Origin of the sequence: Paraburkholderia sp. GAS82 (assembly GCF_050436285.1) — a bacterium.
GTDB lineage: Bacteria > Pseudomonadota > Gammaproteobacteria > Burkholderiales > Burkholderiaceae > Paraburkholderia > Paraburkholderia phenazinium_B.
Genome location: NZ_JBNDLX010000008.1, coordinates 237398 through 263906, shown reverse-complemented (window position 1 = coordinate 263906; position 26509 = coordinate 237398). Strand labels below are relative to the sequence as shown.

Annotated in this window: 23 protein-coding genes; 12 read left to right on the top strand and 11 right to left on the bottom strand. The window is 61.6% G+C overall.

Annotated elements, in window-relative coordinates:
- The first annotated feature begins 42 nt into the window (after nucleotides 1-42).
- From icd to P3T17_RS25220, 3 genes are all read left to right on the top strand, one after another.
- Complete coding sequence (icd, locus tag P3T17_RS25230; RefSeq protein ID WP_074263541.1) at nucleotides 43-1299, top strand: NADP-dependent isocitrate dehydrogenase; 1257 nt, start codon at nucleotides 43-45, stop codon at nucleotides 1297-1299.
- Between the two features lie 151 nt (nucleotides 1300-1450).
- Nucleotides 1451-1924, top strand: a complete 474-nt coding sequence (locus tag P3T17_RS25225; RefSeq protein ID WP_429409271.1) for a hypothetical protein — start codon at nucleotides 1451-1453, stop codon at nucleotides 1922-1924.
- 303 nt (nucleotides 1925-2227) lie between these two features.
- Nucleotides 2228-3805 carry a multicopper oxidase family protein gene (locus tag P3T17_RS25220; protein ID WP_429409370.1) on the top strand — a complete coding sequence of 526 codons (1578 nt, stop codon included), beginning with the start codon at nucleotides 2228-2230 and terminating at the stop codon, nucleotides 3803-3805.
- Between the two features lie 141 nt (nucleotides 3806-3946).
- On the opposite strand, the gene cspD is transcribed toward P3T17_RS25220, so the two are convergent.
- Entirely contained in the window at nucleotides 3947-4153 is a 207-nt protein-coding gene (cspD, locus tag P3T17_RS25215) for a cold shock domain-containing protein CspD (protein WP_017776809.1), read from the bottom strand.
- Between the two features lie 673 nt (nucleotides 4154-4826).
- Here cspD and clpS point away from each other — a divergent pair.
- Complete coding sequence (gene clpS / locus P3T17_RS25210) at nucleotides 4827-5141, top strand: ATP-dependent Clp protease adapter ClpS (RefSeq protein WP_074263544.1); 315 nt, start codon at nucleotides 4827-4829, stop codon at nucleotides 5139-5141.
- A complete protein-coding gene (clpA, locus tag P3T17_RS25205) occupies nucleotides 5138-7435 on the top strand; it encodes an ATP-dependent Clp protease ATP-binding subunit ClpA (RefSeq protein WP_074263545.1) in 2298 nt (765 codons plus the stop codon). The genes clpS and clpA overlap by 4 nt, the downstream gene beginning before the upstream one ends.
- A gap of 136 nt (nucleotides 7436-7571) precedes the next feature.
- Here clpA and dut read toward each other — a convergent pair whose 3' ends face one another.
- The 6 genes from dut to P3T17_RS25175 all read right to left on the bottom strand — a co-directional run bounded on the left by dut (nucleotide 7572) and on the right by P3T17_RS25175 (nucleotide 14890).
- Nucleotides 7572-8018 carry a dUTP diphosphatase gene (gene dut, locus P3T17_RS25200; RefSeq protein ID WP_429409270.1) on the bottom strand — a complete coding sequence of 149 codons (447 nt, stop codon included), beginning with the start codon at nucleotides 8016-8018 and terminating at the stop codon, nucleotides 7572-7574.
- 64 nt (nucleotides 8019-8082) lie between these two features.
- Nucleotides 8083-9084, bottom strand: a complete 1002-nt coding sequence (locus tag P3T17_RS25195) for an LLM class flavin-dependent oxidoreductase (protein ID WP_429409269.1) — start codon at nucleotides 9082-9084, stop codon at nucleotides 8083-8085.
- Nucleotides 9085-9135: 51 nt separating this feature from the next.
- Nucleotides 9136-10350: a bifunctional phosphopantothenoylcysteine decarboxylase/phosphopantothenate--cysteine ligase CoaBC gene (gene coaBC / locus P3T17_RS25190; protein ID WP_429409268.1), complete on the bottom strand. Its 1215-nt coding sequence runs from the start codon at nucleotides 10348-10350 to the stop codon at nucleotides 9136-9138.
- A 28-nt stretch (nucleotides 10351-10378) separates the two neighbouring features.
- Complete coding sequence (gene lspA, locus P3T17_RS25185; RefSeq protein WP_429409267.1) at nucleotides 10379-10882, bottom strand: signal peptidase II; 504 nt, start codon at nucleotides 10880-10882, stop codon at nucleotides 10379-10381.
- Entirely contained in the window at nucleotides 10882-13719 is a 2838-nt protein-coding gene (ileS, locus tag P3T17_RS25180; RefSeq protein ID WP_429409266.1) for an isoleucine--tRNA ligase, read from the bottom strand. The genes lspA and ileS overlap by 1 nt, the downstream gene beginning before the upstream one ends.
- 175 nt (nucleotides 13720-13894) lie before the next feature.
- A complete protein-coding gene (locus tag P3T17_RS25175) occupies nucleotides 13895-14890 on the bottom strand; it encodes a bifunctional riboflavin kinase/FAD synthetase (RefSeq protein WP_429409265.1) in 996 nt (331 codons plus the stop codon).
- Between the two features lie 111 nt (nucleotides 14891-15001).
- Here P3T17_RS25175 and purN point away from each other — a divergent pair, with 111 nt between their 5' ends.
- From purN to nadA, 5 genes are all read left to right on the top strand, one after another.
- On the top strand, nucleotides 15002-15667 hold the full coding sequence (purN, locus tag P3T17_RS25170; protein ID WP_429409264.1) for a phosphoribosylglycinamide formyltransferase: 666 nt from the start codon (nucleotides 15002-15004) through the stop codon (nucleotides 15665-15667).
- Complete coding sequence (locus P3T17_RS25165) at nucleotides 15664-16923, top strand: RsmB/NOP family class I SAM-dependent RNA methyltransferase (protein ID WP_429409263.1); 1260 nt, start codon at nucleotides 15664-15666, stop codon at nucleotides 16921-16923. Before purN ends, P3T17_RS25165 begins: the two co-directional genes overlap by 4 nt.
- Before the next feature lie 83 nt (nucleotides 16924-17006).
- On the top strand, nucleotides 17007-18359 hold the full coding sequence (locus tag P3T17_RS25160) for a mechanosensitive ion channel family protein (RefSeq protein WP_429409262.1): 1353 nt from the start codon (nucleotides 17007-17009) through the stop codon (nucleotides 18357-18359).
- A gap of 263 nt (nucleotides 18360-18622) precedes the next feature.
- Complete coding sequence (locus P3T17_RS25155; RefSeq protein WP_074263555.1) at nucleotides 18623-19819, top strand: DesA family fatty acid desaturase; 1197 nt, start codon at nucleotides 18623-18625, stop codon at nucleotides 19817-19819.
- Between the two features lie 196 nt (nucleotides 19820-20015).
- Nucleotides 20016-21155 (top strand): quinolinate synthase NadA, encoded by a 1140-nt coding sequence (nadA, locus tag P3T17_RS25150; protein WP_429409261.1) that lies wholly within the window; start codon nucleotides 20016-20018, stop codon nucleotides 21153-21155.
- Nucleotides 21156-21389: 234 nt separating this feature from the next.
- Here nadA and nadB read toward each other — a convergent pair whose 3' ends face one another.
- The 4 genes from nadB to radC all read right to left on the bottom strand — a co-directional run bounded on the left by nadB (nucleotide 21390) and on the right by radC (nucleotide 24774).
- Nucleotides 21390-22988 carry an L-aspartate oxidase gene (gene nadB / locus P3T17_RS25145; RefSeq protein WP_429409260.1) on the bottom strand — a complete coding sequence of 533 codons (1599 nt, stop codon included), beginning with the start codon at nucleotides 22986-22988 and terminating at the stop codon, nucleotides 21390-21392.
- A gap of 306 nt (nucleotides 22989-23294) precedes the next feature.
- Nucleotides 23295-23462, bottom strand: coding sequence for a 50S ribosomal protein L33 (rpmG, locus tag P3T17_RS25140; RefSeq protein ID WP_074263557.1), 168 nt, complete (start codon nucleotides 23460-23462; stop codon nucleotides 23295-23297).
- A 10-nt stretch (nucleotides 23463-23472) separates the two neighbouring features.
- Nucleotides 23473-23706, bottom strand: a complete 234-nt coding sequence (gene rpmB, locus P3T17_RS25135) for a 50S ribosomal protein L28 (RefSeq protein WP_007180631.1) — start codon at nucleotides 23704-23706, stop codon at nucleotides 23473-23475.
- Nucleotides 23707-23970: 264 nt separating this feature from the next.
- Nucleotides 23971-24774, bottom strand: a complete 804-nt coding sequence (gene radC, locus P3T17_RS25130) for a RadC family protein (protein ID WP_429409259.1) — start codon at nucleotides 24772-24774, stop codon at nucleotides 23971-23973.
- Between the two features lie 190 nt (nucleotides 24775-24964).
- Between radC and P3T17_RS25125 the strand changes: the two genes are divergently transcribed.
- Both P3T17_RS25125 and ispH read left to right on the top strand, forming a co-directional pair.
- Nucleotides 24965-25420 (top strand): FKBP-type peptidyl-prolyl cis-trans isomerase, encoded by a 456-nt coding sequence (locus P3T17_RS25125; RefSeq protein WP_074263558.1) that lies wholly within the window; start codon nucleotides 24965-24967, stop codon nucleotides 25418-25420.
- Nucleotides 25421-25422: 2 nt separating this feature from the next.
- Nucleotides 25423-26382, top strand: a complete 960-nt coding sequence (gene ispH, locus P3T17_RS25120) for a 4-hydroxy-3-methylbut-2-enyl diphosphate reductase (protein ID WP_074263559.1) — start codon at nucleotides 25423-25425, stop codon at nucleotides 26380-26382.
- Nucleotides 26383-26509 lie beyond the last annotated feature (127 nt).

Here is a 26509-nt window from a genome sequence, read left to right as displayed (position 1 = left end):
TCCCATCTGCTTCAACCAGAAAGCCATCACTGGAGTCCGATCATGCCGTATCAGCACATTAAGGTTCCGACGGGCGGAGACAAGATTACCGTCAACGCAGACTACTCGCTCAATGTCTCCGACCAACCGATCATTCCGTATATCGAAGGTGACGGCACGGGTGTCGACATCACGCCGGTCATGATCAAGGTGGTGGACGCAGCGGTCGAGAAAGCCTACGGGGGCAAGAAGCAGATCCACTGGATGGAAGTTTTTGCAGGCGAGAAGGCAACCAGGATCTACGGCCCGGATGTGTGGCTGCCGGAAGAAACACTCGCTGCCGTGAAGGAATATGTCGTCTCGATCAAGGGACCGCTGACCACGCCGGTGGGCGGCGGCATCCGTTCGCTGAACGTGGCGCTGCGTCAGGAACTCGACCTCTATGTGTGCCTGCGGCCGGTGCGCTACTTCAAGGGCGTGCCTTCGCCTCTGCGCGAGCCGGAGAAAACCGACATGGTGATCTTCCGTGAGAACTCCGAAGACATCTATGCCGGCATCGAATGGGCCGCGGGATCGGAACAGGCGAAGAAGGTCATCCACTTTCTGCGCGAAGAAATGGGTGTGAAGAAGATCCGCTTTCCGGAGACCTCGGCGCTTGGTGTCAAGCCGGTGTCGCGCGAAGGCACGGACCGCCTGGTGCGCAAGGCGCTGCAGTATGCGATCGACAACGATCGCCGTTCGCTGACGCTGGTGCACAAGGGCAACATCATGAAGTTCACGGAAGGTGCGTTCCGCGACTGGGGCTATGCGCTCGCGCAGAAGGAGTTTGGCGCGGAGCTGGTGGACGGCGGTCCGTGGATGAAATTCAAGAACCCGAAGACAGGTGGCGACATTGTCGTCAAGGACGTGATTGCCGATGCGTTCCTGCAGCAGATTCTGCTGCGTCCGGCCGAGTACGATGTGATCGCGACGCTGAACCTGAACGGCGACTATATTTCGGACGCGCTGGCGGCACAGGTTGGTGGTATCGGCATTGCGCCGGGCGCGAATATGTCGGACTCCGTGGCAATGTTCGAAGCCACTCACGGAACGGCGCCGAAATATGCGGGCAAGGACTACGTGAATCCGGGCTCGGAAATTCTCTCGGCGGAAATGATGCTGCGCCATCTTGGCTGGACCGAAGCGGCGGACGCCATTATCAACGCGATGGAAGCGTCGATTCTGCAAAAGCGCGTGACGTACGACTTTGCGCGTTTGATGGAAGGCGCGACGCAGGTTTCTTGCTCGGGGTTTGGGCAGGTGTTGATCGGGAATCTGTAATTGCGTTTGGCGTTATCCTGAGAAATCTGGCGAACCCCGGTGTGCTTTCTGTGACGCCGGGGTTTTTTGTTGTGCGACGGTGGGTGGACTATTCGTCGTCCTTGACAATGAATGCATGCGCGGACGAACGAACTTCGCGACGGTCTGCGCTATGATGCTCGGCAAGATGTTCATCCTCGCGTACAGTGTTTCGCGCCCCTGCTCGACCATGCTCTTACTCAAGCGTCTTCTCATTCTGTTTTCGCTTGTGCTGTTTTCAGCGCACGGCGCATTTGCGCATGTTGCGTTCGCGCATAGCGAGTGGTCGAGTGAGCACGCGGCGCAAATGTCCGGCATGGCCATGGAAACGTCTTCTGCGGCGAATGTGAATGTGTCGCCTTCGGCTTCCGGCGCTCCTGCTCATTGCCTGGCTTTTTCCCACGGTCTTGTGGCCTCAGGCCATCCCTGTGGCCACGAGCACGGCCGCTGCTGCTGTGTCGCGACTTGCGGTGTTCACTGCGGTGCACTGTTCATCGCTTTTCAGTTCGAACCACGCGTCCCCGGTTCGAAGCTTCTTCCGCCTCTTCCCGAGCAACGGCGCGATGGCCTGACTCACGCGCCTCCTGTACGTCCGCCGATCGGCTGATCTTCGATGCATGCATTGCACGCGCGCGCCTTTCAGTCCTGCGCAATGCATATCAGACAGCAGGGCCCGTGCAGCGGTTATCGCGGAGCGGGCACTTGAACGATCACGCGCGGTCAGCCGCGAGCGCTACCGCGTCGTCCACGTTAGGGAGTATTCATGATCCGCAGGGAATTTCTCGTCCGCACACTGAGTGCGGCCGTTGCGTCGCTGTTTGCGCGCGGTGCGTTTGCACAGCAGTCGATGCATGGGATGCAAGGCATGTCGGGGATGAACGGCATGCAAGGAATGCAGGGCATGTCCGACATGCCGGATATGCCACACGCCGGTACGTCGCAAACCGTCGAACTGGCCGGCCCCGAGACGCTGCCCTCTGGCGCGCCGCTGGCGCCGTTGCGCAAACTTGCGAACGAAAGCCGTGAACCAGGTGTGTTCCGCGCTACGCTCGTTGCACAGCCGGTTCAACACACGTTGATCGCCGGTCACCCGACAACCTTTTGGCAGTACGGCGCTTCTGCTGACCTCCTGAGTGCAGAAGCCGAATCTGCATCACCGCAAGTTCCGATTATCGGACCGCTGATCGACGTGCACGAAGGCGACACGGTTGAAATCCGTTTCGTGAACCACTTGTCGCAACCTTCGACGATCCATTGGCATGGCCTGCCGGTGCCGCCGGATCAGGACGGCAATCCGTCGGATCCGGTCGCGCCAGGCGCCTCGCGCGTCTATCGCTTCACGCTGCCACCGGGTAGCGCTGGTACGTACTGGTACCACCCGCACCCGCACATGATGTCATCCGAACAGGTATTTCGCGGACTCGCTGGCCCGATCGTGGTCCGCGCCGCGGTCGATCCGCTGGCCGCGTGGCCCGAGCGGCATCTGTTCTTCTCCGATCTGCGCCTCGCGAGCGACGGCACGATCCCTGCAAACGACATGATGGACTGGATGAACGGGCGCGAAGGGCAGTTCGTGCTGGTCAACGGCGCGCGTCGTCCGCTGATATTGATGGCGACCAACGAGCGCTGGCGCGTGTGGAACGCGTGCAATGCCCGCTATTTGAGATTGTCGCTGGATGACGGGCGCACTTTTACCCAGGTCGGAACGGATGGCGGCCTGCTCGGAGAGCCGCGCGAGGGGGTGACGTCGCTGTTACTGGCGCCCGGCGAACGTGCGGAGCTGATTGTCCCAGCGGGTCGAGGACCGGGTTCGGCCTCGCAAACGGCGCAATCCGGGCAGCCCGCGCAATCTGCACAATCTGCGCAGTCCTCACCGTCGACGCGAGCAGTTTTGAGTTCCGCGGTCTACGATCGCCGCAAGATGGCGATGGCGGGCGGCAGCTTGCCACTGGGCGCCGCGATCCCGCTCGCCGATGTCCAGTTCGAACCGGGCACCGCCAGTCAAAACGAGGCCGCCCAGCCGATCCCCGCGTCGTTGCGTGCAATTTCGCCGCTCGGCGCGCCGGCCGCGCAGAAATCGGTGGTGTTTTCGGAGCGCATGGACATGGCCGCGATGCACCGCAAGGGCGCGCCCCGCAACGGAATGGCCGCTGGCATGGCCTTCATGATCAACGGTGCGACCTTCGATCCGCGCCGCGTTACGCTGACCAGCCGGCGCGGCGACGTCGAACGGTGGTCGATCGAGAACCGCACGGATATGGATCACCCATTCCACCTTCACGGCACGCAGTTTCAGATACTTGAGCGGGAGCAGGGCGGCGTCGTGACGCCGGAGCCTTATCTGGCGTGGCGCGACACGGTCAACGTCCAGCCCGGAGAGAAGGTGCGCATTGCCACAGTTCAGCAGCAGGCGGGCGAGCGCATGTTCCACTGCCACATCCTCGAACACGAAGATCTCGGCATGATGGGCACCCTCAACGTGATCTGACGGACATCCCCAATCGTCGGGAGGATGCCTTCAACGCGACACGACATGTGAGGAGGAAGCGGCTGACGCGCAAATTCCGCGCTCCAGAATGAAGAAACCCGGCACGAAGCCGGGTTTCCAGGGTACGGGTATCGAACAGACTCAGGCGGCGGCCTGGATGTTCGATGCCTGCTTGCCTTTGGGGCCTTGCACGACCTCAAAGCTAACCTTCTGGCCTTCCTTCAGGGTTTTGAACCCATTCATCTGGATGGCCGAAAAGTGTGCAAACAGATCCTCACCGCCTTCGTCGGGCGTAATGAATCCGAAACCTTTCGCGTCATTGAACCATTTGACCGTACCAGTTGCCATACCTACTTCCCCTGTAACTCATGACACCACCACGAGCCCTCGAAAAGCTCAACGGCCGCGGGCATGCAGCCGCTCCCTCCTCACAAGCTCACCATCGGCATTTTTTCGAATATGTTGCTGGAAAAAAGTGCCAGCTTGATTGTTGAGGCTCTTTATTCGAGTGTCAAGAAAATTTTGAGACGGGTCTGCGGACGTTGCAAACACCCCATTTCCAGGGTTTTTCCCGCTTTTCTTATGTGCGGTGGCGCAAGCGTCCGGTCTTGAAAAGTCGCATAATCGACTCACATGCAGTCCTGTGGGGCGAAGGTCCCGAAACTGTTACCGCCGCAACCATTACCGTTTCAAGACAAGCCCGCCCAATGGGCACCTCAAATCTGTCGCCTGGCGCCAGACGCGCGAAGGGTGGGCAGGGAAATTTGGGGTAGTCCTTCGTTTTCGAGAGAGTCGTCGCGCACACGCTCAGCTTGCTGCGGCAGGTTGTGCGATACTCAATCTAACTGCAATTCAGCCGTTAACAGTATTGACATTCTTGGAGGGCCGGCTCCGCGATCGGCTCCGTGCAAGGCGCACGCGTGACAGGCAGTGCCGTCATGTGGAGGCGAATGGGAACACCGGCCAGCCGGTCGGGTTTTGACAGGATTGCGGGCCTGTCCGAGTTGTTTAGAATGGGTGTATGGCAATTATCCCGGACAAGCAGGACGGCACCGTACTGGAGCGGCAGGAAAAAAAGCTGAAGCCGCCGGCCATGTACAAGGTGGTGCTGTTGAACGACGACTTCACGCCAATGGAATTTGTCGTGATGATCGTGCAGGAATATTTCAATAAAGATCGTGAAACCGCAACGCAGATTATGCTGAAGGTGCATCGCGAAGGTAGGGGAGTTTGTGGGGTCTATACGCGGGACATCGCGTCGACCAAAGTCGAGCAAGTCGTTACCCACGCACGGCAGGCCGGGCATCCGCTGCAGTGTGTGATGGAGGAAGCATGATTGCCCAGGAACTGGAAGTCAGCTTGCACATGGCGTTCATGGAAGCACGCCAGGCGCGGCACGAGTTCATTACGGTCGAACATCTTTTACTGGCCCTGTTGGACAATCCGACGGCTGCAGAGGTGTTGCGCGCGTGCGCGGCCAACATTGAGGATCTGCGCCAAAACCTGCGCAACTTCATTCATGACAACACGCCGACCGTGCCTGGCACGGACGACGTCGACACGCAGCCCACGCTGGGTTTCCAGCGCGTGATCCAGCGTGCCATCATGCATGTGCAGTCCACCTCGAACGGCAAGAAGGAAGTGACCGGCGCGAACGTGCTGGTGGCGATCTTCGGCGAGAAGGATTCGCACGCGGTGTACTACCTGCAACAGCAGGGTGTCACGCGTCTCGACGTGGTGAACTTCATCTCGCACGGCATTGCCAAGACCAGCAGCACCGACGCCGCCAAGGCGAGCGATGCGAATGCCGAGTCTGACGAAGCCGCTGCGCAGAAAGAAACGCCGCTCGCCCAGTTCACGCAGAATCTGAACCAGATGGCGAAAGAGGGCCGCATCGACCCGCTGATCGGGCGTGAGTCCGAAGTCGAGCGCGTGGTGCAGGTGCTGTGCCGCCGGCGCAAGAACAATCCGCTACTGGTCGGCGAGGCTGGGGTCGGCAAGACCGCGATCGCCGAAGGGCTCGCGTGGCGCATTACGCGCGGCGAAGTCCCGGATATCCTCGCCGATGCGCAGGTGTATTCGCTCGACATGGGCGCGTTGCTGGCCGGCACCAAGTATCGCGGCGATTTCGAACAACGCCTGAAGACGGTCCTCAAGGAACTGAAGGAACGTCCGCACGCCATCCTGTTCATCGACGAGATTCATACGCTGATCGGCGCAGGTGCTGCGTCGGGCGGCACGCTGGATGCATCGAATCTGCTGAAGCCGGCGCTGTCGTCGGGCACGCTCAAGTGCATCGGCGCGACGACTTTCACCGAATACCGCGGTATCTTCGAAAAAGATGCGGCTCTGTCGCGCCGCTTCCAGAAAGTGGATGTGACCGAACCGACTGTTGAACAGACGGTGGCGATCCTGCGTGGTCTGAAGTCGCGTTTCGAAGAGCACCACGGCGTGAAGTATTCGTCGGGTGCGCTGTCGGCAGCGGCTGAACTGTCGGCGCGCTTCATCACCGACCGTCATTTGCCGGACAAGGCGATTGACGTGATCGATGAAGCAGGCGCGGCGCAACGCATCCTGCCGAAGTCGAAGCAGAAGAAGACGATCGGCAAGGGCGAGATCGAGGAAATCATCTCGAAGATCGCGCGCGTGCCGGCGCAGAGCGTATCCGTGGACGATCGCAGCAAGCTGCAGACGCTGGATCGCGACCTGAAGAGCGTGGTGTTCGGACAAGACCCGGCCATCGACGCGCTGTCGGCTGCGATCAAGATGGCGCGCGCAGGCCTTGGCAAGCTGGACAAGCCGATTGGTGCGTTCCTGTTCTCCGGCCCGACCGGTGTCGGCAAGACCGAAGTGGCCAAGCAACTGGCGTTCACGCTGGGTATCGAACTGATCCGTTTCGACATGTCCGAGTACATGGAACGTCATGCTGTGAGCCGTTTGATCGGTGCGCCGCCGGGCTATGTCGGTTTCGATCAGGGCGGTCTGCTGACGGAGGCTGTGACGAAGAAGCCGCATTGCGTGCTGCTGCTCGACGAAATCGAGAAAGCGCATCCGGACATTTACAACGTGCTGCTGCAGGTGATGGACCACGGCACGCTGACGGACAACAATGGGCGCAAAGCGGACTTCCGTAACGTCATCATCATCATGACGACGAATGCGGGTGCCGAAGCCATGGGCAAATCGGTGATCGGCTTTACGACTCGCCGCGAAACCGGCGACGAGATGGTCGACATCAAGCGCATGTTCACGCCGGAGTTCCGTAACCGTCTGGACGCGACGATCAGCTTCCGCTCGCTCGATGAAGAAATCATCATGCGCGTGGTCGACAAGTTCCTGATGCAACTGGAAGATCAGTTGCATGAGAAGAAGGTCGATGCGCTCTTCACCGATGCGCTGCGCGCGCATCTGGCGAAGCACGGTTTCGATCCGCTGATGGGCGCACGTCCGATGCAGCGTCTGATCCAGGACACGATCCGTCGTGCATTGGCGGACGAGCTTCTGTTCGGCAAGCTGATGAACGGTGGCCGCGTGACGGTGGATGTGGACGCGGAAGACAAGGTTCAGCTGACGTTCGACGAACAGGCTGCGCCGCGTAATCCGAATCCGGAAGCGGTCGAAGTCGAGTAAGCGCCTGAATAAGCGTCAAAAGTTTCTCGCAGCAAGCAAGGTAAAACGGCGTGGGTTATATGACCCACGCCGTTTTTTTATCCCACTGCCGCGACTCAGGAACTGTGCGGGGCTGTTAAGCACCCGACCGGAAACCTCAGTGTTTACCGGTGCTGCCGAAACCGCTTGCACCACGTTCGCTTTGTTCGAAGTCCTCGACGATATTGAATTCAGCTTGCACGACAGGCACGATGACGAGTTGCGCGAGCCGCTCCATCGGATTCAGCGTGAATGTGGTCTGCCCGCGGTTCCACGTCGAAATCATCAGTTGACCTTGATAATCCGAATCGATCAATCCCACCAGATTGCCGAGCACGATGCCGTGCTTATGTCCGAGGCCCGAGCGCGGCAAGATCAAAGCCGCATAGCCCGGATCGCCGACATGGATCGCCAGACCCGTCGGCACCAGCGCCGTTTCGCCGGGTTGCAGCGTTAGCGGTTCGTCGAGGCACGCGCGCAGATCGAGGCCAGCGCTGCCGGTCGTGGCGTAGGCCGGGAGTTGTTCGCGCATGCGCGCGTCGAGAATCTTCAGGTCAAGTTTCATGCAGGTCGAATGTGAGAGGGGGAGAGTAAAAGATCAGTGCCAAATCAATCCAGTTCAGCTTGATTCAACGGCCAAGCTCGAAAGCGTCCGCAAGCAGTTCGTACGAGCGCAGCCGCGCGCGATAACTGCCCGCCACAGTCAATACCACCAGCTCGTCGGCCTCGAACTGTTCCTGCAGCGCGAGCATGCGTTCCGTCACACGCTCAGGTGTGCCGATGATACTGCGGGGCTTCTCGCGGTCGATCACCAGTCGCTCGCGTTCGCCGTATTCCTGAGCGAGACCTTGCTCGATGTTCGGAATCGGAGCGTTCAGGCCATAGGCCATCTGCACGCGGCGCAGATCGACGGCTTTTTCCAGTGCCTCCGCTTCCTCGTCCGTATCCGCGCAGATGACAAACACCGCGGCGGCCAGGTATGGCTTTGCTTCGTTGCCGGCCTTGAAGCGCTCGCGATACGCTTGCGCGACCTGGTGGCCGAAGTGCGCGTTGATGAAATGCGCGAACGCGAAGCGGATGCCGAGTTGCGCCGCCAGCAGGCCGCCGAACTCGCTCGATCCAAGCATCCACAGTTGCGGTCGTGTCTCGACCTGCGGCTGCAGCAGCACGCCTTGCGCGACGTGCTCGTCCGGCAGCGTGCCGTTCATCAGCCCGACCAGATCGGCCACCTGTTGCGGAAAGATATCGCCGCGGTTGTACGCACCTGCCGCCACGGCTTGCGCCGTGCGCATGTCGCCGCCCGGTGCGCGGCCGACGCCAAGGTCGATGCGATTCGGGAACAGCGCTTCGAGCATCATGAACTGCTCGGCGACCTTGAATGGGCTGTAGTACGGCAGCATCACACCGCCCGACCCGAGGCGAATGCGCTTCGTCACGCTGCCGAGGCGCGCGAGCATGACCTCGGGGCACGGGTTCGACACGCCGCGCAGACCGTGGTGCTCGGCGCACCAGTAGCGTGTGTAGCCGAGGTCGTCGGCAAGCTGCGCGAGTTCGATGGTGGCGGCGATCGCGTCCGCCACCGAGTGCCCGTCGATCACGGGCGTTTGATCGAGCACGGAAAGTAGCGTCATGACAGTGCTGCTCCAGGGTGACTCAGGGTTCCGGCAAGAAGGACCGTATGGTTACCGGATCAGGCTCGTATCGGGCAGGCGTTTGGCGATTTCGGCGATCAGTGCGCCCGCCAGCGCCTGCTTGTCCGCGCGCGGCAATTTCGTTGCGCCGCCGGCTTCGAACAGGACGACTTCGTTGTCGTCGAGGCCGAAGGTCAGCGGACCGAGATTGCCGATCAGAAGTGGCACATTCTTGCGCACGCGCTTTTCCTCCCCGTGTACATCGAGGTCGCCGCTCTCCGCTGCAAAACCGACACAGAAGGGCGGATGCGGCAGCTTTGCTACTGCAGCCAGAATGTCCGGATTTTCAACGAACGTGAACGTGGGCATGGCACGTTCGGCCGTCTTCTTGATCTTGTGTTCGCTGACATGATCGACGCGCCAGTCGGCGACCGCGGCCACGCCGATGAAGATGTCGTAATCGGGCACCGCGCGCATCACGGCGTCGTGCATCTGCTGTGCTGTTTGCACGTCTTCGCGGATCACGCCCCACGGTGTTTCCAGCGCAACCGGTCCGGCGATCAGATGCACGTCGGCGCCGGCCTGCTGCGCCGCGCGCGCGAGCGCGAAGCCCATTTTGCCGCTCGAGCGGTTGGTGATGCCGCGCACCGGGTCCAGCGGTTCGAAGGTCGGGCCGGCGGTCAGCAGCACACGGCGGCCGGCGAGAATCTTTGGCTGGAAAAACGAAGCGATCGCCTCGTAGGTCGCGGCGGCCTCGAGCATCCGGCCATCGCCGACTTCGCCGCAGGCCTGCGGACCTGAATCCGGGCCGAGCACTTCGATGCCATCCGCGCGCAGTTGCGCGACGTTGCGCTGCGTGGCCGGGTTCTGCCACATCTGGCGGTTCATCGCCGGTACAACTAGCAAGGGGCAATCACGCGCCACGCAGAGCGTCGAAAGCAGATCGTCGGCCATGCCATGCGCCAGCCTGGCGAGAAAGTCAGTCGAAGCCGGGGCGATCACGATGGCGTCCGCTTCTCGCGACAGATCGATATGCGCCATGTTGTTCGGCACGCGCGCATCCCATTGGCTCGTGTAGACCGGACGGCCTGACAGCGCCTGCATCGTGATGGGGGTGATGAACTGCGTGGCCGCCTCGGTCATGACAACCTGCACGGTCGCGCTTGCCTTGGTCAGCAGGCGCGTGAGTTCGGCGATCTTGTAGCAGGCAATCCCGCCGCTCATGCCGAGGACGAGATGTTTTCCTGCGAGTTCTGCGGTTGCCAACGAAAGCCTCCGAGACAAAGCAACAGCGTTAGCGCGAGACGCGTACGCGCCGCAATTCGTCGAGCACGAGCAGGATCGCACCGATCGTGATCGCGCTGTCGGCGAGGTTGAACGCCGGCCAGTGCCAGGTGCCCACGTGGAAATCGAGGAAGTCGATCACGTGGCCGTACGCCAGCCGGTCGATCACATTGCCGAGCGCCCCGCCGAGAATCAGCGCCAAAGCCGTGCAAAACAGCTTTTGCGCGCCGTGGCGCTTGAGCAGATAGCAGATCACCAGCGCCGCGACCACGCCAAGGCCCGTAAAAGCCCAGCGCTGCCAGCCGCCCGCCATGGCGAGGAAGCTGAAAGCGGCACCGCGGTTGTAGACCAGAATCAGGTTGAAAAACGGAGCCACCGCATGCGGCACACCGTAGGCGAACACCTTCTGGACTGCAATCTTCGTGAGCTGATCGAACAGGATCACGATCAGCGCCACGCCAAGCCACGGTGCCAGCGAACCGCCGGCGGGTTTCGACAGACTTCTTGTTGCCATTATGCCGCGCTCCTTGTTTCGCCGCTTCCGAACAGATTGCTGAAGCACCGGCCGCATAGGGACGGGTGCTCGGCGTTCTCGCCGACGTCTGCGCGATAGTGCCAGCAGCGTTCGCACTTCAGATATTTCGATGCGACCACTTCGACGCTTTCCGCTGCTTCGTCTTCGACCTTCACAACCGTCGCGGCGGACGTGATCAGCACGAACTTCAGATCCGCGCCGAGGCTCGCCAGCGCGTCGTGACGGGCACCGCTCGCGCGGATTTCGACTTCCGCCTGCAGCGATGAGCCGATCAGGTTGGCAACGCGCGCTTCTTCCAGCGCCTTGGTCACGTCACTGCGCACCGCGCGCAACAGCGTCCATTTGTCGAGCAGCGCAGCCGCATTCGCCACTTCCGGATAAGCGTGATACGTCTCCGTGAAGATGGTTTCGCTGTTCGGCTGGAACACCTTCCACGCTTCTTCTGCGGTGAACGACAGGAACGGCGCCATGATGCGGAGCAGTCCATGAGCGATGTGATACAGCGCGGTCTGAGCGGCGCGGCGCGCGACGGAGTCCGGCGCCATGGTGTACAGACGGTCCTTCAGCACGTCGAGGTAAAAGCCGCCGAGGTCTTCCGAGCAGAACGTCTGCAGCTTCGCCACAACCGGGTGGAACTCGTACTTCTCGTAGTGCGCGAGAATGTCCGTCTGCAGATTGGCCGACAGCGCGACCGCATAGCGGTCGATCTCGAGCCAGTCTTCCACCGGACGCGCGTTCTTCTCGAAGTCGAAGTCCGACAGGTTTGCAAGCAGGAAGCGCAGCGTGTTGCGGATGCGGCGATAGCCTTCCGTCACGCGCTTCAGGATTTCCTCCGAGATCGCCAGTTCACCCGAGTAATCCGTCGAAGCGATCCACAGGCGGATGATTTCCGCGCCCAGGCGATTCGCCACTTCGTGCGGATCGATGCCGTTGCCGAGCGACTTGCTCATCTTGCGGCCTTCGCCGTCGACAGTGAAACCGTGTGTCAGCAGGGCGTTGTAAGGCGGTCGGCCGTCAAGCATGGAAGCCGTCAGCAGCGACGAATGGAACCAGCCGCGGTGCTGGTCCGAGCCTTCCAGATACAGGTCGGCCGGGAATTGCAGTTCGTCTTTGTGCGAGCCGCGCAGCACGTGCCAGTGTGTCGTGCCTGAATCGAACCACACGTCGAGCGTGTCGCGGTTCTTTTCGTACAGGTTGGCGTCGTCGCCGATCAGCTCGCGCGGATCGAGCGATTGCCACGCTTCGATGCCGGCCTTTTCGACGCGTTGCGCGACTTCTTCGAGGAGTTCCAGCGTACGCGGATGCAGTTCGCCGGTTTCCTTGTGCACGAAGAATGCCATCGGCACCCCCCACTGGCGCTGACGTGACAGCGTCCAGTCCGGGCGGTTGGCGATCATGCTGAACAGACGCTGCTTGCCCCACGACGGATAGAACGCGGTGTTCTCGATGCCTTCGAGCGCGGTTTCGCGCAGCGTCTTGTCGGTGTCGTTCGGCTTCACGTCCATGCCGGCGAACCACTGCGAGGTCGCGCGGTAGATGATCGGCGTCTTGTGGCGCCAGCAGTGCATGTAGCTGTGCGTGTACTTTTCCGTGCGCAGCAGCGTGCCGGCCGCTTCGAGCGCCGCGACGATCTTCGGATTGGCTGCCCAGATCGACAGACCGCCGAACAGCGCGAGCGATTCGATATAACGGCCGTCGCCCATCACCGGACTGATGATGTCCGAATCGGACATGCCGTGCGCCTTGCACGACACGAAGTCTTCCACGCCGTAGGCGGGCGACGAGTGGACGATGCCGGTACCGGTTTCCGTCGTCACGTAGTCGCCGAGATACACCGGCGCCGTGCGCTTGTAGCTCGGATGTGCCGAGGCGAGCGGATGATGAAAGCGCAGGTTGGCGAGCTTGGCGCCCGTGGTGGTCGCAACAACATGCCCTTCGAGGCCGTATTGCTTCAGGCACGCTTCGACGCGCTCCTCAGCGAGGATCAGCAGGCCGCGCGGCGTATCCACGAGTGCATAGACGATCTCCGGATGGACGTTCAGCGCCTGGTTGGCGGGGATTGTCCACGGTGTCGTGGTCCAGATCACGATGCCGCCTTCGTTGCGCGGCAACGCCGGGAGGCCGAACGCCTGCGCGGTCTTCTCCGGTTCGGCGAAGGCGAACAGCACGTCGATAGTCGGATCGGTCTTGTCGTGGTATTCGACTTCCGCCTCGGCCAGCGCCGAGCCGCAGTCGAAACACCAGTTCACCGGCTTCAGGCCGCGGAACACATAGCCCTTTTCCATGATCTTCGCGAGCGCGCGGATTTCACCGGCCTCGTTCGTGAAGTTCATGGTCTTGTACGGGTTGTCCCAATCGCCGAGCACACCCAGACGGCGGAAGCCGACCTTCTGCTTCTCGATCTGCTCGCTCGCGTAGGCGCGCGCCTTCTGCATCACTTCAGCGGCCGGCAGCGACTTGCCGAACTGCTTTTCGATCTGGATTTCGATCGGCATGCCGTGGCAGTCCCAGCCCGGCACGTAGGCCGCATCGAAGCCCGCCAGGTTGCGCGACTTGACCACCATGTCCTTGAGGATCTTGTTCACCGCGTGCCCGAGGTGGATGTCGCCGTTGGCATACGGCGGCCCGTCGTGCAGGATGAACTTCTTGCGACCCTTGGAGGCCGCGCGGATCGTTTCGTAGACCTTGCGTTCCTGCCATTCCTTGACCCATTGCGGCTCGCGCTTGGGCAGGTCGCCACGCATCGGGAACGGCGTGTCGAGCAGGTTGACCGGGTAGCGTGACGGCGGTTTCGAATCGGCTTTCTTGTTGCTCATGGTGTGGTCGCAGTGAATTCGTTTGATGCGCGTTAAGGGCGCGATTTGCGCACGATGCGCGGGGCGTTGAACGCGCCCGGCAGGCATGTCGCGTGATCCACGGATGCCCTTCGATGCGCGCGGCTAGGGCACGTGCTGCGCTTGATGCTGGGCGCGCTGGCACGTACCGCGGCGGCTATCTAATTCGGTCTGTGGCTGAAGTGGCGAAGCCGGTCGAGCGGCTGCCCGGCGCGCCGCTGCCAACCGCAGCAAACCACGCGCGCGCATTGGCGACGTCGCGTGCAATGGCGGCGGTCAGCGTTTCGAGGTCGACGTACTTTTCCTCGTCACGCAGTTTCTTCAGGAATTCGACGCGCACGAGTTTGCCATACGCATCGCCGTGCCAGTCGAGCAGGTGAACTTCGAGCAGCACGCGGCCGGAGTCGTCGACGGTCGGGCGCAAGCCGAGACTCGCGACGCCGGGTAGCGGCTCCGCTTCGATGCCATGCACGCGCACCACGAAAATGCCGGCCAGCGCCGGGCGCTTGTGGGCGATGGCCAGGTTCAGCGTGGGAAACCCCAGGTCGCGGCCGAGCTTCATGCCGTGCACGACGTGGCCGCTGATCAGGTAGTCGCGCCCGAGCGCGGCGCGTGCGGCGTCCAGGTCGCCCGCTATCAGCGACGCGCGCACCCCCGAACTGGAGATACGTGCACCGGACGGATCCGCGACGGTAGCCATCTGTTCGACTTCAAAACCGTGTTGTGCGCCCGCGGCCTTGAGCGAGTCGAAATCGCCCGCACGCCTCGCGCCATAGCGGAAGTCGTCGCCGATCATCACCCAGCGGGCATGCAGGCCGTTGACGATGATCCGCTCAACGAACGTATCCGGCGACTGGCTGGCGAAGGTGTGATTGAAATGCTCGACCACGACCCGGTCGACCCCATTGGTGCGCAACGCTTCCAGCTTGTCGCGCAGCATCGCGATACGCGGAGGCGCGCCGGCGGGATTGAAGAATTCGCGCGGGTGCGGTTCGAAAGTCATCACGCAGACGGGCAGGCCGCGTGCATCGGCCGCCGCCCGGACGTGGGCGAGCAGAGCCTGATGGCCGCGGTGGACACCGTCGAAGTTGCCGATGGTCAGGGCGCAGGGCGCACGGCTCTCGGCATTGGGAAGACCGCGGAAGACTCTCACAATAGCGGGTTGGGGCGACTTTAAGTTGCAAAACAAACGATTATAAACGCTCAAAGCGAGCCACGGCGGCGCAGCGCCGTTCAGGCGTCCCCCGAATGATAAAATCCGCGGATGAAAAAACTTGTCATCCTGATTTCCGGGCGGGGCAGCAACATGGAAGCCATCGTTCGCGCCTGTTCGCGCGAAGAGTGGCCGGCGCAAGTCGCCGCCGTGATTGCCAGCCGTCCAGACGCTGCGGGCCTTGCGTTTGCCGCGTCGCATGGTATTGCCACGGCGGTGGTCGACCACCGCCAGTTTCCCGATCGCGAGTCGTTCGACGCAGCATTGGCGCGTCAAATCGATGCTTTTGCACCTGACCTGGTGGCGCTCGCCGGCTTCATGCGTGTCTTGACCCCCGGCTTTGTCGACCGCTACGCGGGGCGCATGCTGAACGTGCATCCGTCGCTGCTGCCGAGCTTTGCCGGCCTGAAAACACACCAGCAGGCGCTCGATGCCGGCGTCCGGCTGCACGGCGCGTCTGTCCATTTTGTCACGTCGCAGCTCGATCATGGGCCGATCGTGGTCCAGTCAGCCGTGCCGGTGCTGAACGGCGACGACGCCGCGGCGCTCGCCGAGCGCGTACTGGCTACCGAACACATCATTTACCCACGCGCGGTGCGCTGGTTCGTCGAAGGGCGCCTCGCGCTCGACGGACTGCGCGTCACGCTCACGCCGCCGGAGCCGCAATGGCTCTTTGCCGACATCAATAGCAACAAGATCGCCGGAGAGGGCGTATGAGACTACATGGATTTCTGATTGGACAAACCGAAACGCTGCTCGCGGACGTGCTGAAGCTGGCCGGCCCCGCGGACGCAGCCACCAGCCGCTTTTTCCGCGCCCACCCGAAGCTCGGGCACGGCGAGCGCGGCGTGATCGCCGAGGCGGTGTTTGCGGTGCTGCGGCGCCGGATGGAGTTCGCCCACCTGGCCGAAAGCGGCGCCGGCAGCCCGGCGCGGCGGATGGCCTTGCTGGGCCTGATGCAGACGGCGGGGCGCTCGGCGTTGAAGCCATTCATTTCCGACTCAGAGTCCAACTGGCTCGAACACGTCGCGAAGATCGATCCGGAAAGCCTGCCGTTGCGGATTCGCATGAATCTGCCCGACTGGATCTATCAGGCGCTGTCAAAGCGTTTCGAAGCTGAAGAGCTGGCGCAACTGGCCGCCGCGCTGAACTATCCGGCGCCGTTGGATCTGCGCGCCAATCCGATCAAGGCGACTCGCGATCAGGTGCTGGACGCGTTGTCCAAGGCCGGTATCGAGGCGGGCTCCACGCCGTTCGCACCGTTCGGCGTGCGGGTGGTCGGCAAGCCGCCGCTCACCAAGCTCGATGCGTTCCAGCACGGCTGGGTCGAAGTGCAGGACGAGGGCAGCCAGTTGCTGTGCACGCTGGTTGCGCCGAAGCGCGGCGAAATGATCGTCGACTTCTGCGCCGGCGCGGGCGGCAAGACCCTCGCGTTGGGCGCGATGATGCGCTCCACCGGCCGTCTGTACGCCTTCGATATCTCCGAGCGGCGTCTCGCCAAGCTCAAGCCGCGCCTCGCGCGCAGCGGGCTGTCGAACGTCAATCCGGTACTGATCGACAACGAGTATGACGCGAAAATCAAGCGTCTGGCGGGCAAGATCGACCGTGTGCTGGTGGACGCGCCGTGCAGCGGACTCGGCACGCTGCGGCGCAATCCGGACCTGAAGTGGCGTCAGTCACCGGAATCGGTTGCGGAGCTTGCGCCCAAGCAGTTGTCCATCCTGACGAGCGCGGCGCGCCTCGTGAAGGTGGGCGGGCGTCTGGTCTACGCGACCTGCAGCATTCTAGAGGCGGAGAACGAGTCGATCGTCACGCAGTTCCTCGCCAATCACCCGGGCTTTGCCCTGGTGCCGGCGCGTGAGGTGCTCGCCGAACAGCGCGTCGAGATTGAAATGGGCGACTACCTGTCGCTATGGCCGCACCGCCACGCCACCGACGGCTTCTTCGCCGCGGTGCTGGAGCGGCGCGCTTAAGGGCGCCTGAGGGGTCGCTGGCGCGCTGCCTGCGTTTGTCTTAACCACAGCAGGCATGCCGCGACGGGCGCTCCCACGACACCATGCACAACCGGATCTTCTTTCACCTGTTCGGCGACGTCGCCCATGACTTCGGCCAGCCGGTGATGCTCTGGCAGGTGGGCTTGCTACTCGGCACGCTCGCGCTTGCATGGGGGCTCGCCTGGCTGCTGCGCCGGACCCTCGATTTGCGTCGCCAGACGCGCTATCAGGCACTGCGCTTCGGTGCGGAAAGCCTGAACCGCGCATTTTTTCCGTTGATCGGCGCTGCGCTGGTCTGGATCGCGCAGGCGGTTGCAGCCCCGTTCATGCACACCGCGCTGCTCGATCTCGCGTTGGTGCCGCTGTTCGGCATCGGCCTGATCTATGTCCTGTTCTTCCTCGCCCGTCGGGTGTTCGCAAGCCATGGCGAAGCCCATAAGTGGCTCTTCCTGATCGAGAAAGTCGTCTCGCTGATCGTGTGGATCGGCATGGTGCTCACCGTAATGGGCATTCAGGACGACGTCCTCGACTGGATGGCGAGCGTGCACTTTCGCGTCGCCAATGCCCACATGACGCTGCTGTCGCTGTCGACGGGGCTGCTGTGGGTCTGCGTGACGATGATCGTCGCGATGTGGCTCGGCGCCGCGTTCGAAGAGCGCCTGATGCGCTCGAACACGCTCGATGCGAATCTGAAAGTCGCGGCGGCGCGCGTGGGGCGAGCGTTGTTCGTGCTGGCGGCGGTGTTGATCAGCCTGTCGCTGGTGGGCATCGATATCACGGTGCTAGGGGTGTTCGGCGGTGCACTGGGTGTCGGACTCGGCTTCGGTTTGCAGAAGATCGCGAGCAATTACGTGTCGGGCTTCATTATCCTGATCGACCGTTCGCTGCGGATCGGCGACACGATCAACACCGGCGGCCTGCAGGGCATGGTCACGCAGATCCGCACCCGCTACACGGTGGTGCGCGGCCTCGACGGTATCGAAACGCTGATTCCGAACGAAAAGCTGATTACCGATGTCGTACAGAACCAGTCGTCTTATCTGACGCGCGGCTACTCGAAGATCGCAGTGACAGTGGCTTATACGTCGGACGTCGAGCGGGCGATGCAGTTGCTCGTGCAGGCCACCGACGGGGCGGAGCGCGTGCTGCGGGATCCGGCCCCGACGCCTTACCTGGCCGGCTTCGGGCCGGATGGCATCAACCTCGAACTGGGCTTCTGGATCGAGGATGCGGCACTCGGCACCGCTGGCGTGCGCTCGGCGGTCAATCGCAATCTCTGGCGACTTTTTAGCGAAAACGGCGTTTCGATCCCGCTCTCTCAGCGCGAAGTGCGGATCGTCGGCGCGGGCGACATACTGTCGCGACCGGTAACTATGACCGGAGATGCCGCCAACGAGCCGGGCAGCGCCGCCTGACGGGGCGGCGGGACCTCGAGAAGGGTGCCAAAAAGACACATCAGCGTGTTTGCCCTGGTTGTTGGGTTGCAAAAAATCCCCAATTGTTACAAACACTTGGAACGGTTCGCGTAGAATAACGTCCAAGCTGTTTGTATGCTTTCACTTTCTTGACGTCGCGTTTTTGGTTACCCTTTGGTTGGCCTTTGATTGCCCTCTTCTGGTTACGTTGTTCGCGTTGTCTTCCTGGTGTCCTGTAACTCTCGTTCCACAGGTAAATTGCCTTGTTGAATTCCTTGCTTGATTTCCTTGCCCACGGTCTGTTGCGTTTCTCGTGGTGGCAACTCGTGGTGTACACGCTCGTGGCGACGCACATCACGATCATCGGCGTGACCGTGTATCTGCACCGCTGCCAGGCGCACCGCGCCCTCGACCTGCATCCCGCCGTCAGTCATTTTTTCCGCTTCTGGCTGTGGATGAGCACGGGCATGCTGACCGGCCAATGGGCCGCGATCCATCGTAAGCATCACGCCAAGTGCGAGACCGAAGAAGATCCGCATAGCCCGCAAACGCGCGGCATCTGGAAGGTGTTGCTGGAAGGCGCTGAACTCTACCGCGTCGAAGCGAAGAACGAAGAAACGATGCGCAAGTTCAGTCACGGCACGCCGAACGACTGGATGGAACGCAACGTCTACACGAAGTACCCGATTCTCGGCGTGAGCCTGATGATGGTGCTCAACGTTGCGCTGTTCGGCCTCGTCGGCCTGACGGTGTGGGCTGTGCAGATGATCTGGATTCCGTTCTGGGCAGCGGGTGTGGTCAATGGCCTTGCTCACTTCTGGGGCTATCGCAACTTCAACTCGTCGGATGCGAGCACCAACATCTTCCCGTGGGGCATCCTCATCGGCGGCGAAGAACTGCACAACAACCACCACACGTATGCGACGTCGGCCAAGCTGTCGAACAAGTGGTACGAGTTCGATATCGGCTGGATGTATATCCGCATCATGTCGGCGTTCCGCCTCGCCAAGGTGAAGAAGATTGCGCCTACGCCGCGTCTGACCACCGGCAAGCTGGTGCTCGACCAGGACACGTTGCAGGCCGTGCTGGCCAACCGCTACGAAGTGATGGCTCGCTACGGTAAGGCGCTCAAGCGCGCCTATCGCCAGGAACTGGCGCACCTGAAGGAAGTGGGCGCGCGCGAAAAGTATCAGGTGATGCGCGGCGCACGCAGCTGGTTCCACAAGGAAGAGGCTGGCCTCGACGAACCGCAGAAGCGTCAACTGCCGCAAATCTTTGCGAACAGCCAGAAGCTGCGTACCTACATCGAGTTGCGTAATGAACTGGCGGCCATGTGGGAGCGCTCGAACGCTTCGCGCGAACAGTTGCTGGTGCAGTTGCAGGATTGGTGTCACCGCGCGGAACAAAGCGGTATCAAGGCTCTACAGGAGTTTGCTATGCGCCTGCGTCGCTATGCGTGAGCAAGAACGTACGCACGAAATCAATTAAAATTTAGTCACGTCACAAAACCCCGCGCTGGCGGGGTTTTGCTTTTTGGGGCCGCCAAAAACGTCGGACGTGACACGCGGCATGTCCATCGCGTGTGGCATGTGCGTGCTATGCACGATGTGTATCACTCGCGGCGATGAGCGGCAAATCAGCAGGGCAGAGGGGATCATGAATCAGCAGGCGATCAGGAGCGTCGAATACGACCGGCCGCAAGCGCAGGGCCTGACATGCGGCATCGGACAGGCGTGGGCGAAGGTGCCGGATGCACCGTCGGCGGAAGAAAAGCTCGCGCTGAAGGCGCGTATTCGCGAGCTGCTTGTGCGTGAGAAAGCGGTGCTCGTCGCGCACTACTATGTCGACGCAGAGCTGCAGGAGCTCGCCGATGAAACGGGCGGGTGCGTTGCGGACTCACTCGAGATGGCACGCTTCGGCCGCGATCATGACGCACAGACGCTGGTCGTCGCCGGTGTGCGCTTCATGGGCGAGACGTCGAAGATTCTCAGTCCCGACAAGCGGGTGTTGATGCCAGATCTCGATGCGACCTGCTCGCTCGATCTCGGCTGTCCTGTCGACGAGTTTTCTGCTTTCTGCGATGCGCATCCGGATCGCACTGTGGTGGTCTATGCGAACACCAGTGCGGCCGTGAAAGCACGGGCGGACTGGATGGTGACGTCGTCGATCGGACTGGAGATCGTTGCCGACCTGCATGCACGCGGCGAAAAGATCATCTGGGCACCGGACCGGCATCTCGGCGGCTACATCCAGAAGAAAACCGGCGCGGACATGCTGCTGTGGCAGGGCTCGTGCCTCGTGCATGACGAATTCAAAGGTATCGAACTCGATCTGTTGCGCGAGCAATATCCCGATGCGAAGGTGCTCGTGCACCCAGAGTCACCGGAAAGCGTGGTGGCTCAGGCGGATGTCGTAGGTTCGACGACACAGTTGATCGACGCCGCGCAGCGGCTCGATGCGAAGCACTTTATCGTCGCGACGGATCTCGGCATTCTGTACAAGATGCGCCTGGCCGCGCCTGGCAAGACCTTCGTTGAGGCGCCTACCGCCGGCAACAGCGCGACTTGCAAGAGTTGCGCGCATTGCCCGTGGATGGCGATGAACGGACTGGCGAATCTGGCTGACGTGCTGGAACGCGGTCACAACGAGATCGTCGTCGATCGCACGGTGGGCGAACGGGCGCGGCTGCCGATCGACCGCATGCTCGATTTTGCTGCGCGCCACAAGAAGCGCGTGCAGACGAGCGGCGACCTGGCGAAGGACACGGCGTTGTTTTCGAATGTGGGGCCTGCTTGACGAGGGCGGCCGGGCAGCATCAGGTGCGCAAATCTGGTTGATGCCGTCTCGCCGCTTTTTGCTGAAGCGCGAGCGTTGCCTGAAGTGATTGTCTGAGTCTTCAGCATCAATTTCAGGGAGCGGTACACATCAGCGCCGCCGCAACAAAAAGGCCATCGCCTTCCAGCGATGGCCTTTTTACTTTTGCTCGAGCTTGATCTCTTCGACAAGTTGCGTTCTGAAGAATCGCGCGCGTCACACGTTGCGATTGCGCACGTTCTCCGGCGACAGAACCGTGGGCAACGCTTTCGGCAGCGCAGCGGGCCAGTCGCGGCTGAAGTGCAGTCCGCGGCTTTCGCGTCGTGAACGTGCGCTCTCGACGATCAAGGACGCAACGTCGACCAGATTGCGCAGTTCAAGCAGATCGCGGCTCACCTTGAAGTGCGCGTAGTACTCGTGGATCTCATCGCGAAGCAGCGCCAGGCGATGCTTGGCGCGCGCGAGCCGCTTGTCGGTTCGGACGATGCCCACGTAGTTCCACATCAGGCGGCGCAGTTCGTCCCAGTTGTGCGCGACGACCACCTCCTCGTCTGGATCGGACACTCGGCTTTCGTCCCAGTCGGGCAGTGGCGCGTGGACTGCGCCGCCGAAGCCCTCGCCCTCGATTGCGGCAGCCGCCGAACGGCCTATCACCAGGCATTCGAGCAGTGAGTTGCTGGCCAGGCGGTTGGCGCCATGCAGACCGGTGCAGGACGTCTCGCCGACCGCATAGAGGCCAGCGAGATCGGTTCGGCCAGCGAGGTCCGTGACGACGCCGCCACAAGTGTAATGAGCCGCCGGGACGACCGGAATCGGTTCTTTCGTGATGTCGATCCCAAACTCGCGACAACGCGCGAGGATGGTGGGAAAGTGTTCTTGCAGGAACGCCGCAGGCTGGTGACTGATATCGAGGTACACGCAGTCGATGCCGCGCTTCTTGATCTCAAAGTCAATCGCACGGGCGACGATATCGCGCGGTGCCAGTTCCGCGCGTTCATCGTGTTGGGGCATGAAGCGGGTGCCGTCCGGCAGCTTCAGAATGCCGCCTTCGCCACGCACCGCTTCCGAGATCAGGAAGGACTTGGCATAGGGGTGGAACAGGCAGGTCGGGTGGAACTGGATGAACTCCATGTTCGACACACGGCAGCCGGCGCGCCACGCCATGGCGATGCCATCGCCTGTGGCGGTGTCCGGGTTTGTCGTGTACAGATAGACCTTGCCTGCGCCACCTGTAGCTAGCACCGTATGCGGCGCTTCGATGGTGACGGTGCGGCCGCTTTCGAGATCGAGCGCATATAGGCCGTGGCAGCGACGCCCTGGCAGGCCGAGGCGGTCCGACGTGATCAGGTCGATCGCATAGTGGTTTTCAAGCAACGTGATATTCGGATGGCGACGCACGCGCTCGCTTAACGTGGCGACGACCGCATGACCGGTCGCGTCCGCTGCGTGAATGATGCGGCGATGACTATGGCCACCTTCTCGCGTGAGGTGAAAGCCGAGCTCGGCCGCGTCGTCTTTGGTGAACGGCACGCCTTGCGCGATCAGCCATTCGATCGCCTCGCGGCCATGCTCGACGATGAAGCGCGTTGCGCCTTCGTCACACAGGCCGCCGCCGGCGATGAGCGTGTCGTTGACGTGGTTCTCGATACTGTCCGCGGAATCCAGCACTGCCGCGATGCCGCCTTGCGCCCAGTCGCTGGCGCCTTCGGTCATCGAGACCTTGGCAATCACTGCAACCCGCCGCGTCTCCGCCAGATTTAGTGCAACGCTCAGACCCGCTAGACCACTGCCGACAATTGCCACATCGAAATTCATTTCCTGCGTCTCCGTCACTTGATCAGCCGTTGCGGCTCGTGTCGCCGCTCACCGATAAACGAGCTAGGATACGCGTCGCACGACATGAGGGAAAGCTGGCCGGATGGCTAATGACGCAAGCGGGGAGATGGGAGGCGTGACATGCACGCATGCCGGAACGGAAGAGCGGCCGTTAAAGCTAACAGCAACGCAGGAAGTACACAGAACGGCGCGCGCCGGAATCTTCATCATTTAGCGCACCGTAAAACAAAAAGCCCCGCACAAGTGCAGGGCTTTCGTCTTCGTCAACAAGCAGGAAGCAAGATCTTATTTGATCTTGGTTTCCTTGTACGGCACATGCTTGCGAACGACGGGATCAAACTTGCTGATCTCCATCTTTTCCGGCATGTTGCGCTTGTTTTTCGTCGTGGTGTAGAAGTGACCCGTACCTGCGGTCGATTCCAGCTTGATCTTGTCGCGTGCGCCTTTGGCCATGATTTACTCCTTAGGCTTCACCGCGTGCGCGCAGGTCTGCGAGCACGGCGTCAATGCCGTTCTTGTCGATCAGACGCAGGCCGGCGTTCGAAACGCGCAGACGCACCCAACGGTTTTCGCTTTCCACCCAGATGCGGCGGTTTTGCAGGTTCGGCAGGAACCGGCGCTTGGTTTTGTTGTTCGCGTGGGAAACGTTGTTGCCGCTCATCGGCGCTTTCCCAGTTACTTGGCATACGCGTGCCATATGAGAGCACTCCTAATACGCTAATTCTGAGTTCGGACGCCGCGAAAGTTATCCGGAAGGGCCGCGATGATCGCTCAGTTGCGTTCAGTCGCTTATCTCCCGAAAGGCCTTTGATGGCTTCGGAACAGGGTTGGAAACAGGCAAACCGGAATTCTAGCAGAAAAAAAGCCGATAAATCAAACCTTATTTGCGATCCGGCTAGCAGGACAAGGTGCAGCAACAACGGCAATCAGACGGGCATTCCGGCATTGACGGCTCTGGAATTCACGACCATCCGGCGCGCGCAAACGAGAAGGTTTCGTGCGTGCCGATTACAAGGTGATCGACCAGATGGACGTCGATCAGCGCGAGGGTGTCACGCAGCACCTGCGTGAGATGCCGGTCGCTCGCGCTGGGCTTCACCGCGCCAGAGGGGTGATTATGCGCCACGATCATGCTTGCCGCGTTCGCGGTCAGCGCGCGCCGGACAATTTCGCGTGGATAAACCGCCATCCGCGTGAGCGAGCCGCGCGAGCTTTCCTCGGTGACGATCAGGCGGTGCCGGGCGTCCAGAAAGAGGCAGACGAACACTTCATGAGGCCTGGAGCCGATCAGCAGACGTAAATAGTCCTCGACCGCCTCAGGCGAGTCGATGATCGGTTTCTCGCGCATTTTTTCGACGAGCGAACGCCGCGCCAGTTCGAGGATGGCGAGTAGTTGCGCCGTCTTGGCGGGGCCGATGCCGGGCAGTCCCTTGAAGTCAGCCGGTGTGGCGTCGAGCATTGCGCGCAGCGAACCAAAGCGTTTCAACAGCGAGTCAGCGATGCCGAACACATTGTGACCGGGCAGTCCCGAGCCCAGCACGAGCGCCACCAGTTCGGCGTCGGTGAGGGTGCCGGGTCCGAAGTCGAGCAGCCGCTCACGCGGCATGTCCCGCTTACGACGCGAGCGTTTGGGTGCGGACGGCTTGGGCCGGCCCGCGTCGGGCGCGTCCGGCCGAGGTGCGGCCACATCCTCATTGAACGGCGCCAGCAAGCCGACCTCCGCGGTACGACTAGCCGCCACCTCGGCGCAAGCGTAATAGTTCATCTCATCGTTCTCCTGTTCGCGGGCGGGAAAAGTCCTCGCCCATGGCGCTTGTGCCTACGATGCACCCAAGCCGCCGCTTGATATGTGGCTTACAATAGAGCCTTTGCGCACGGCACCATTACGGTTTGCCAACCGCACAGGCGGCGCCCCGGCGCCCGCGTGCAGCGCGTCCCGACTGAACGAGTACCGCATGAGCATCATCGACATCTCTGAAGTGAAACCCGGTTCGCACGTCACGCTCCATTACCGGCTTTCGCTTGCCGATGGCGCTGAAGTCATCAACACCTTTACCGAAAAGCCAGCCACGCTGCTGCTGGGTGCAGGCCAACTTGCGCCGCCGCTGGAAGACATTTTGCTGGGATTGAAGGTCGGCCACCATTCGACCTTTCAGCTACCCGCCGGGCAGGCCTTCGGTCCGCGCAATCCGGAGCTGATCCAGCGGGTCTCGCTCGCCACGCTGCGCGAAAACAGCATGATCGGTGAGGATTTTTCGCCGGGCGATCTCGTCGAATTCAACGCACCGGGTGGCGGACGCTACGCTGGCGTGCTGAAGGAAGTCGGCGAAACGTCCGCCCTGTTCGATTTCAATCACCCGCTCGCCGGCCAGGCGCTGGCGTTCGAAGTGAAAATCATCGGGATTCTGTAAACATGAGCACCACGGATACGACTGTGACTGAAGCCGAGATCCTGCTGGCGCAACCGCGAGGGTTCTGCGCGGGTGTCGATCGGGCAATCGAAATCGTCGAACGCGCGATCAAGCTGCACGGTTCGCCCATCTACGTGCGCCACGAAATTGTTCACAACGCTTACGTTGTCGAGGATTTGCGCAAGAAGGGCGCGATCTTCATCGAGCAGTTAGAGGAAGTGCCGGCCGGCAACACCGTCATTTTCAGTGCGCACGGTGTTTCCAAGACGGTTCGCGCCGAAGCCGAATCGCGTGGCCTGCGCGTGTATGACGCGACCTGTCCGCTTGTCACCAAGGTGCACATCGAGGTGGCGAAGATGCGTCAGGAGGGCTTCGACATTGTGATGATCGGCCACAAGGGGCATCCGGAGGTTGAGGGCACGATGGGGCAGACGGGCGAGGGCATGTATCTTGTCGAGGATATCGGCGACGTGCAGAAACTTTCGCTCGAAGATCCCGAGCGGATTGCCTTCGTCACCCAAACCACCTTGTCGGTTGACGATGCCGCCGAGATCATCGCTGCGCTCAAGGCGAAATATCCGCAGATTCGCGAGCCGAAAAAGCAGGACATCTGCTATGCCACGCAGAACCGCCAGGACGCGGTCAAGTTCATGGCGCCACAATGCGACGTGGTGATCGTGGTGGGTAGTCCGAACAGCTCCAACTCGAATCGCCTGCGTGAAGTCGCCGAGAAGCGCGGTATTCCCTCCTATATGGTCGATTCACCCGACCAGATCGACCCGGCCTGGATCGTCGGCAAGCGCCGCATTGGCGTTACGGCAGGCGCTTCGGCGCCCGAAGTGTTGGCGCAGGCGGTCATTGCCCGTTTGCGCGAACTGGGTGTGCGCAACGTGCGTGCGCTCGAAGGTATTGAGGAAAATATCGCGTTTCCGCTACCGCGCGGCCTCGGTTTGCCTGCCTGACCCATTCCTGCCGTCTCATCAGAAAAGCGCGCCCATGGCGCGCTTTTTCATTTCCGCAGTCTGCGAACCGCGCCTTTTAAATAAGTGTCACATCACATAAATAGACCCGTTTGCGACGCGCAGAATG

What these genes read in the sequence shown, in the direction of transcription:
- icd (WP_074263541.1), top strand. Translation starts at nt 43, where the DNA reads ATGCCGTATCAGCACATTAAGGTTCCGACGGGCGGAGACAAGATTACC.
- P3T17_RS25225 (WP_429409271.1), top strand. Translation starts at nt 1,451, where the DNA reads ATGATGCTCGGCAAGATGTTCATCCTCGCGTACAGTGTTTCGCGCCCC.
- P3T17_RS25220 (WP_429409370.1), top strand. Translation starts at nt 2,228, where the DNA reads ATGCCGGATATGCCACACGCCGGTACGTCGCAAACCGTCGAACTGGCC.
- cspD (WP_017776809.1), bottom strand. Translation starts at nt 4,153, where the DNA reads ATGGCAACTGGTACGGTCAAATGGTTCAATGACGCGAAAGGTTTCGGA.
- clpS (WP_074263544.1), top strand. Translation starts at nt 4,827, where the DNA reads ATGGCAATTATCCCGGACAAGCAGGACGGCACCGTACTGGAGCGGCAG.
- clpA (WP_074263545.1), top strand. Translation starts at nt 5,138, where the DNA reads ATGATTGCCCAGGAACTGGAAGTCAGCTTGCACATGGCGTTCATGGAA.
- dut (WP_429409270.1), bottom strand. Translation starts at nt 8,018, where the DNA reads ATGAAACTTGACCTGAAGATTCTCGACGCGCGCATGCGCGAACAACTC.
- P3T17_RS25195 (WP_429409269.1), bottom strand. Translation starts at nt 9,084, where the DNA reads ATGACGCTACTTTCCGTGCTCGATCAAACGCCCGTGATCGACGGGCAC.
- lspA (WP_429409267.1), bottom strand. Translation starts at nt 10,882, where the DNA reads ATGGCAACAAGAAGTCTGTCGAAACCCGCCGGCGGTTCGCTGGCACCG.
- ileS (WP_429409266.1), bottom strand. Translation starts at nt 13,719, where the DNA reads ATGAGCAACAAGAAAGCCGATTCGAAACCGCCGTCACGCTACCCGGTC.
- purN (WP_429409264.1), top strand. Translation starts at nt 15,002, where the DNA reads ATGAAAAAACTTGTCATCCTGATTTCCGGGCGGGGCAGCAACATGGAA.
- P3T17_RS25165 (WP_429409263.1), top strand. Translation starts at nt 15,664, where the DNA reads ATGAGACTACATGGATTTCTGATTGGACAAACCGAAACGCTGCTCGCG.
- P3T17_RS25160 (WP_429409262.1), top strand. Translation starts at nt 17,007, where the DNA reads ATGCACAACCGGATCTTCTTTCACCTGTTCGGCGACGTCGCCCATGAC.
- nadA (WP_429409261.1), top strand. Translation starts at nt 20,016, where the DNA reads ATGAATCAGCAGGCGATCAGGAGCGTCGAATACGACCGGCCGCAAGCG.
- nadB (WP_429409260.1), bottom strand. Translation starts at nt 22,988, where the DNA reads ATGAATTTCGATGTGGCAATTGTCGGCAGTGGTCTAGCGGGTCTGAGC.
- rpmG (WP_074263557.1), bottom strand. Translation starts at nt 23,462, where the DNA reads ATGGCCAAAGGCGCACGCGACAAGATCAAGCTGGAATCGACCGCAGGT.
- rpmB (WP_007180631.1), bottom strand. Translation starts at nt 23,706, where the DNA reads ATGGCACGCGTATGCCAAGTAACTGGGAAAGCGCCGATGAGCGGCAAC.
- radC (WP_429409259.1), bottom strand. Translation starts at nt 24,774, where the DNA reads ATGAACTATTACGCTTGCGCCGAGGTGGCGGCTAGTCGTACCGCGGAG.
- P3T17_RS25125 (WP_074263558.1), top strand. Translation starts at nt 24,965, where the DNA reads ATGAGCATCATCGACATCTCTGAAGTGAAACCCGGTTCGCACGTCACG.
- ispH (WP_074263559.1), top strand. Translation starts at nt 25,423, where the DNA reads ATGAGCACCACGGATACGACTGTGACTGAAGCCGAGATCCTGCTGGCG.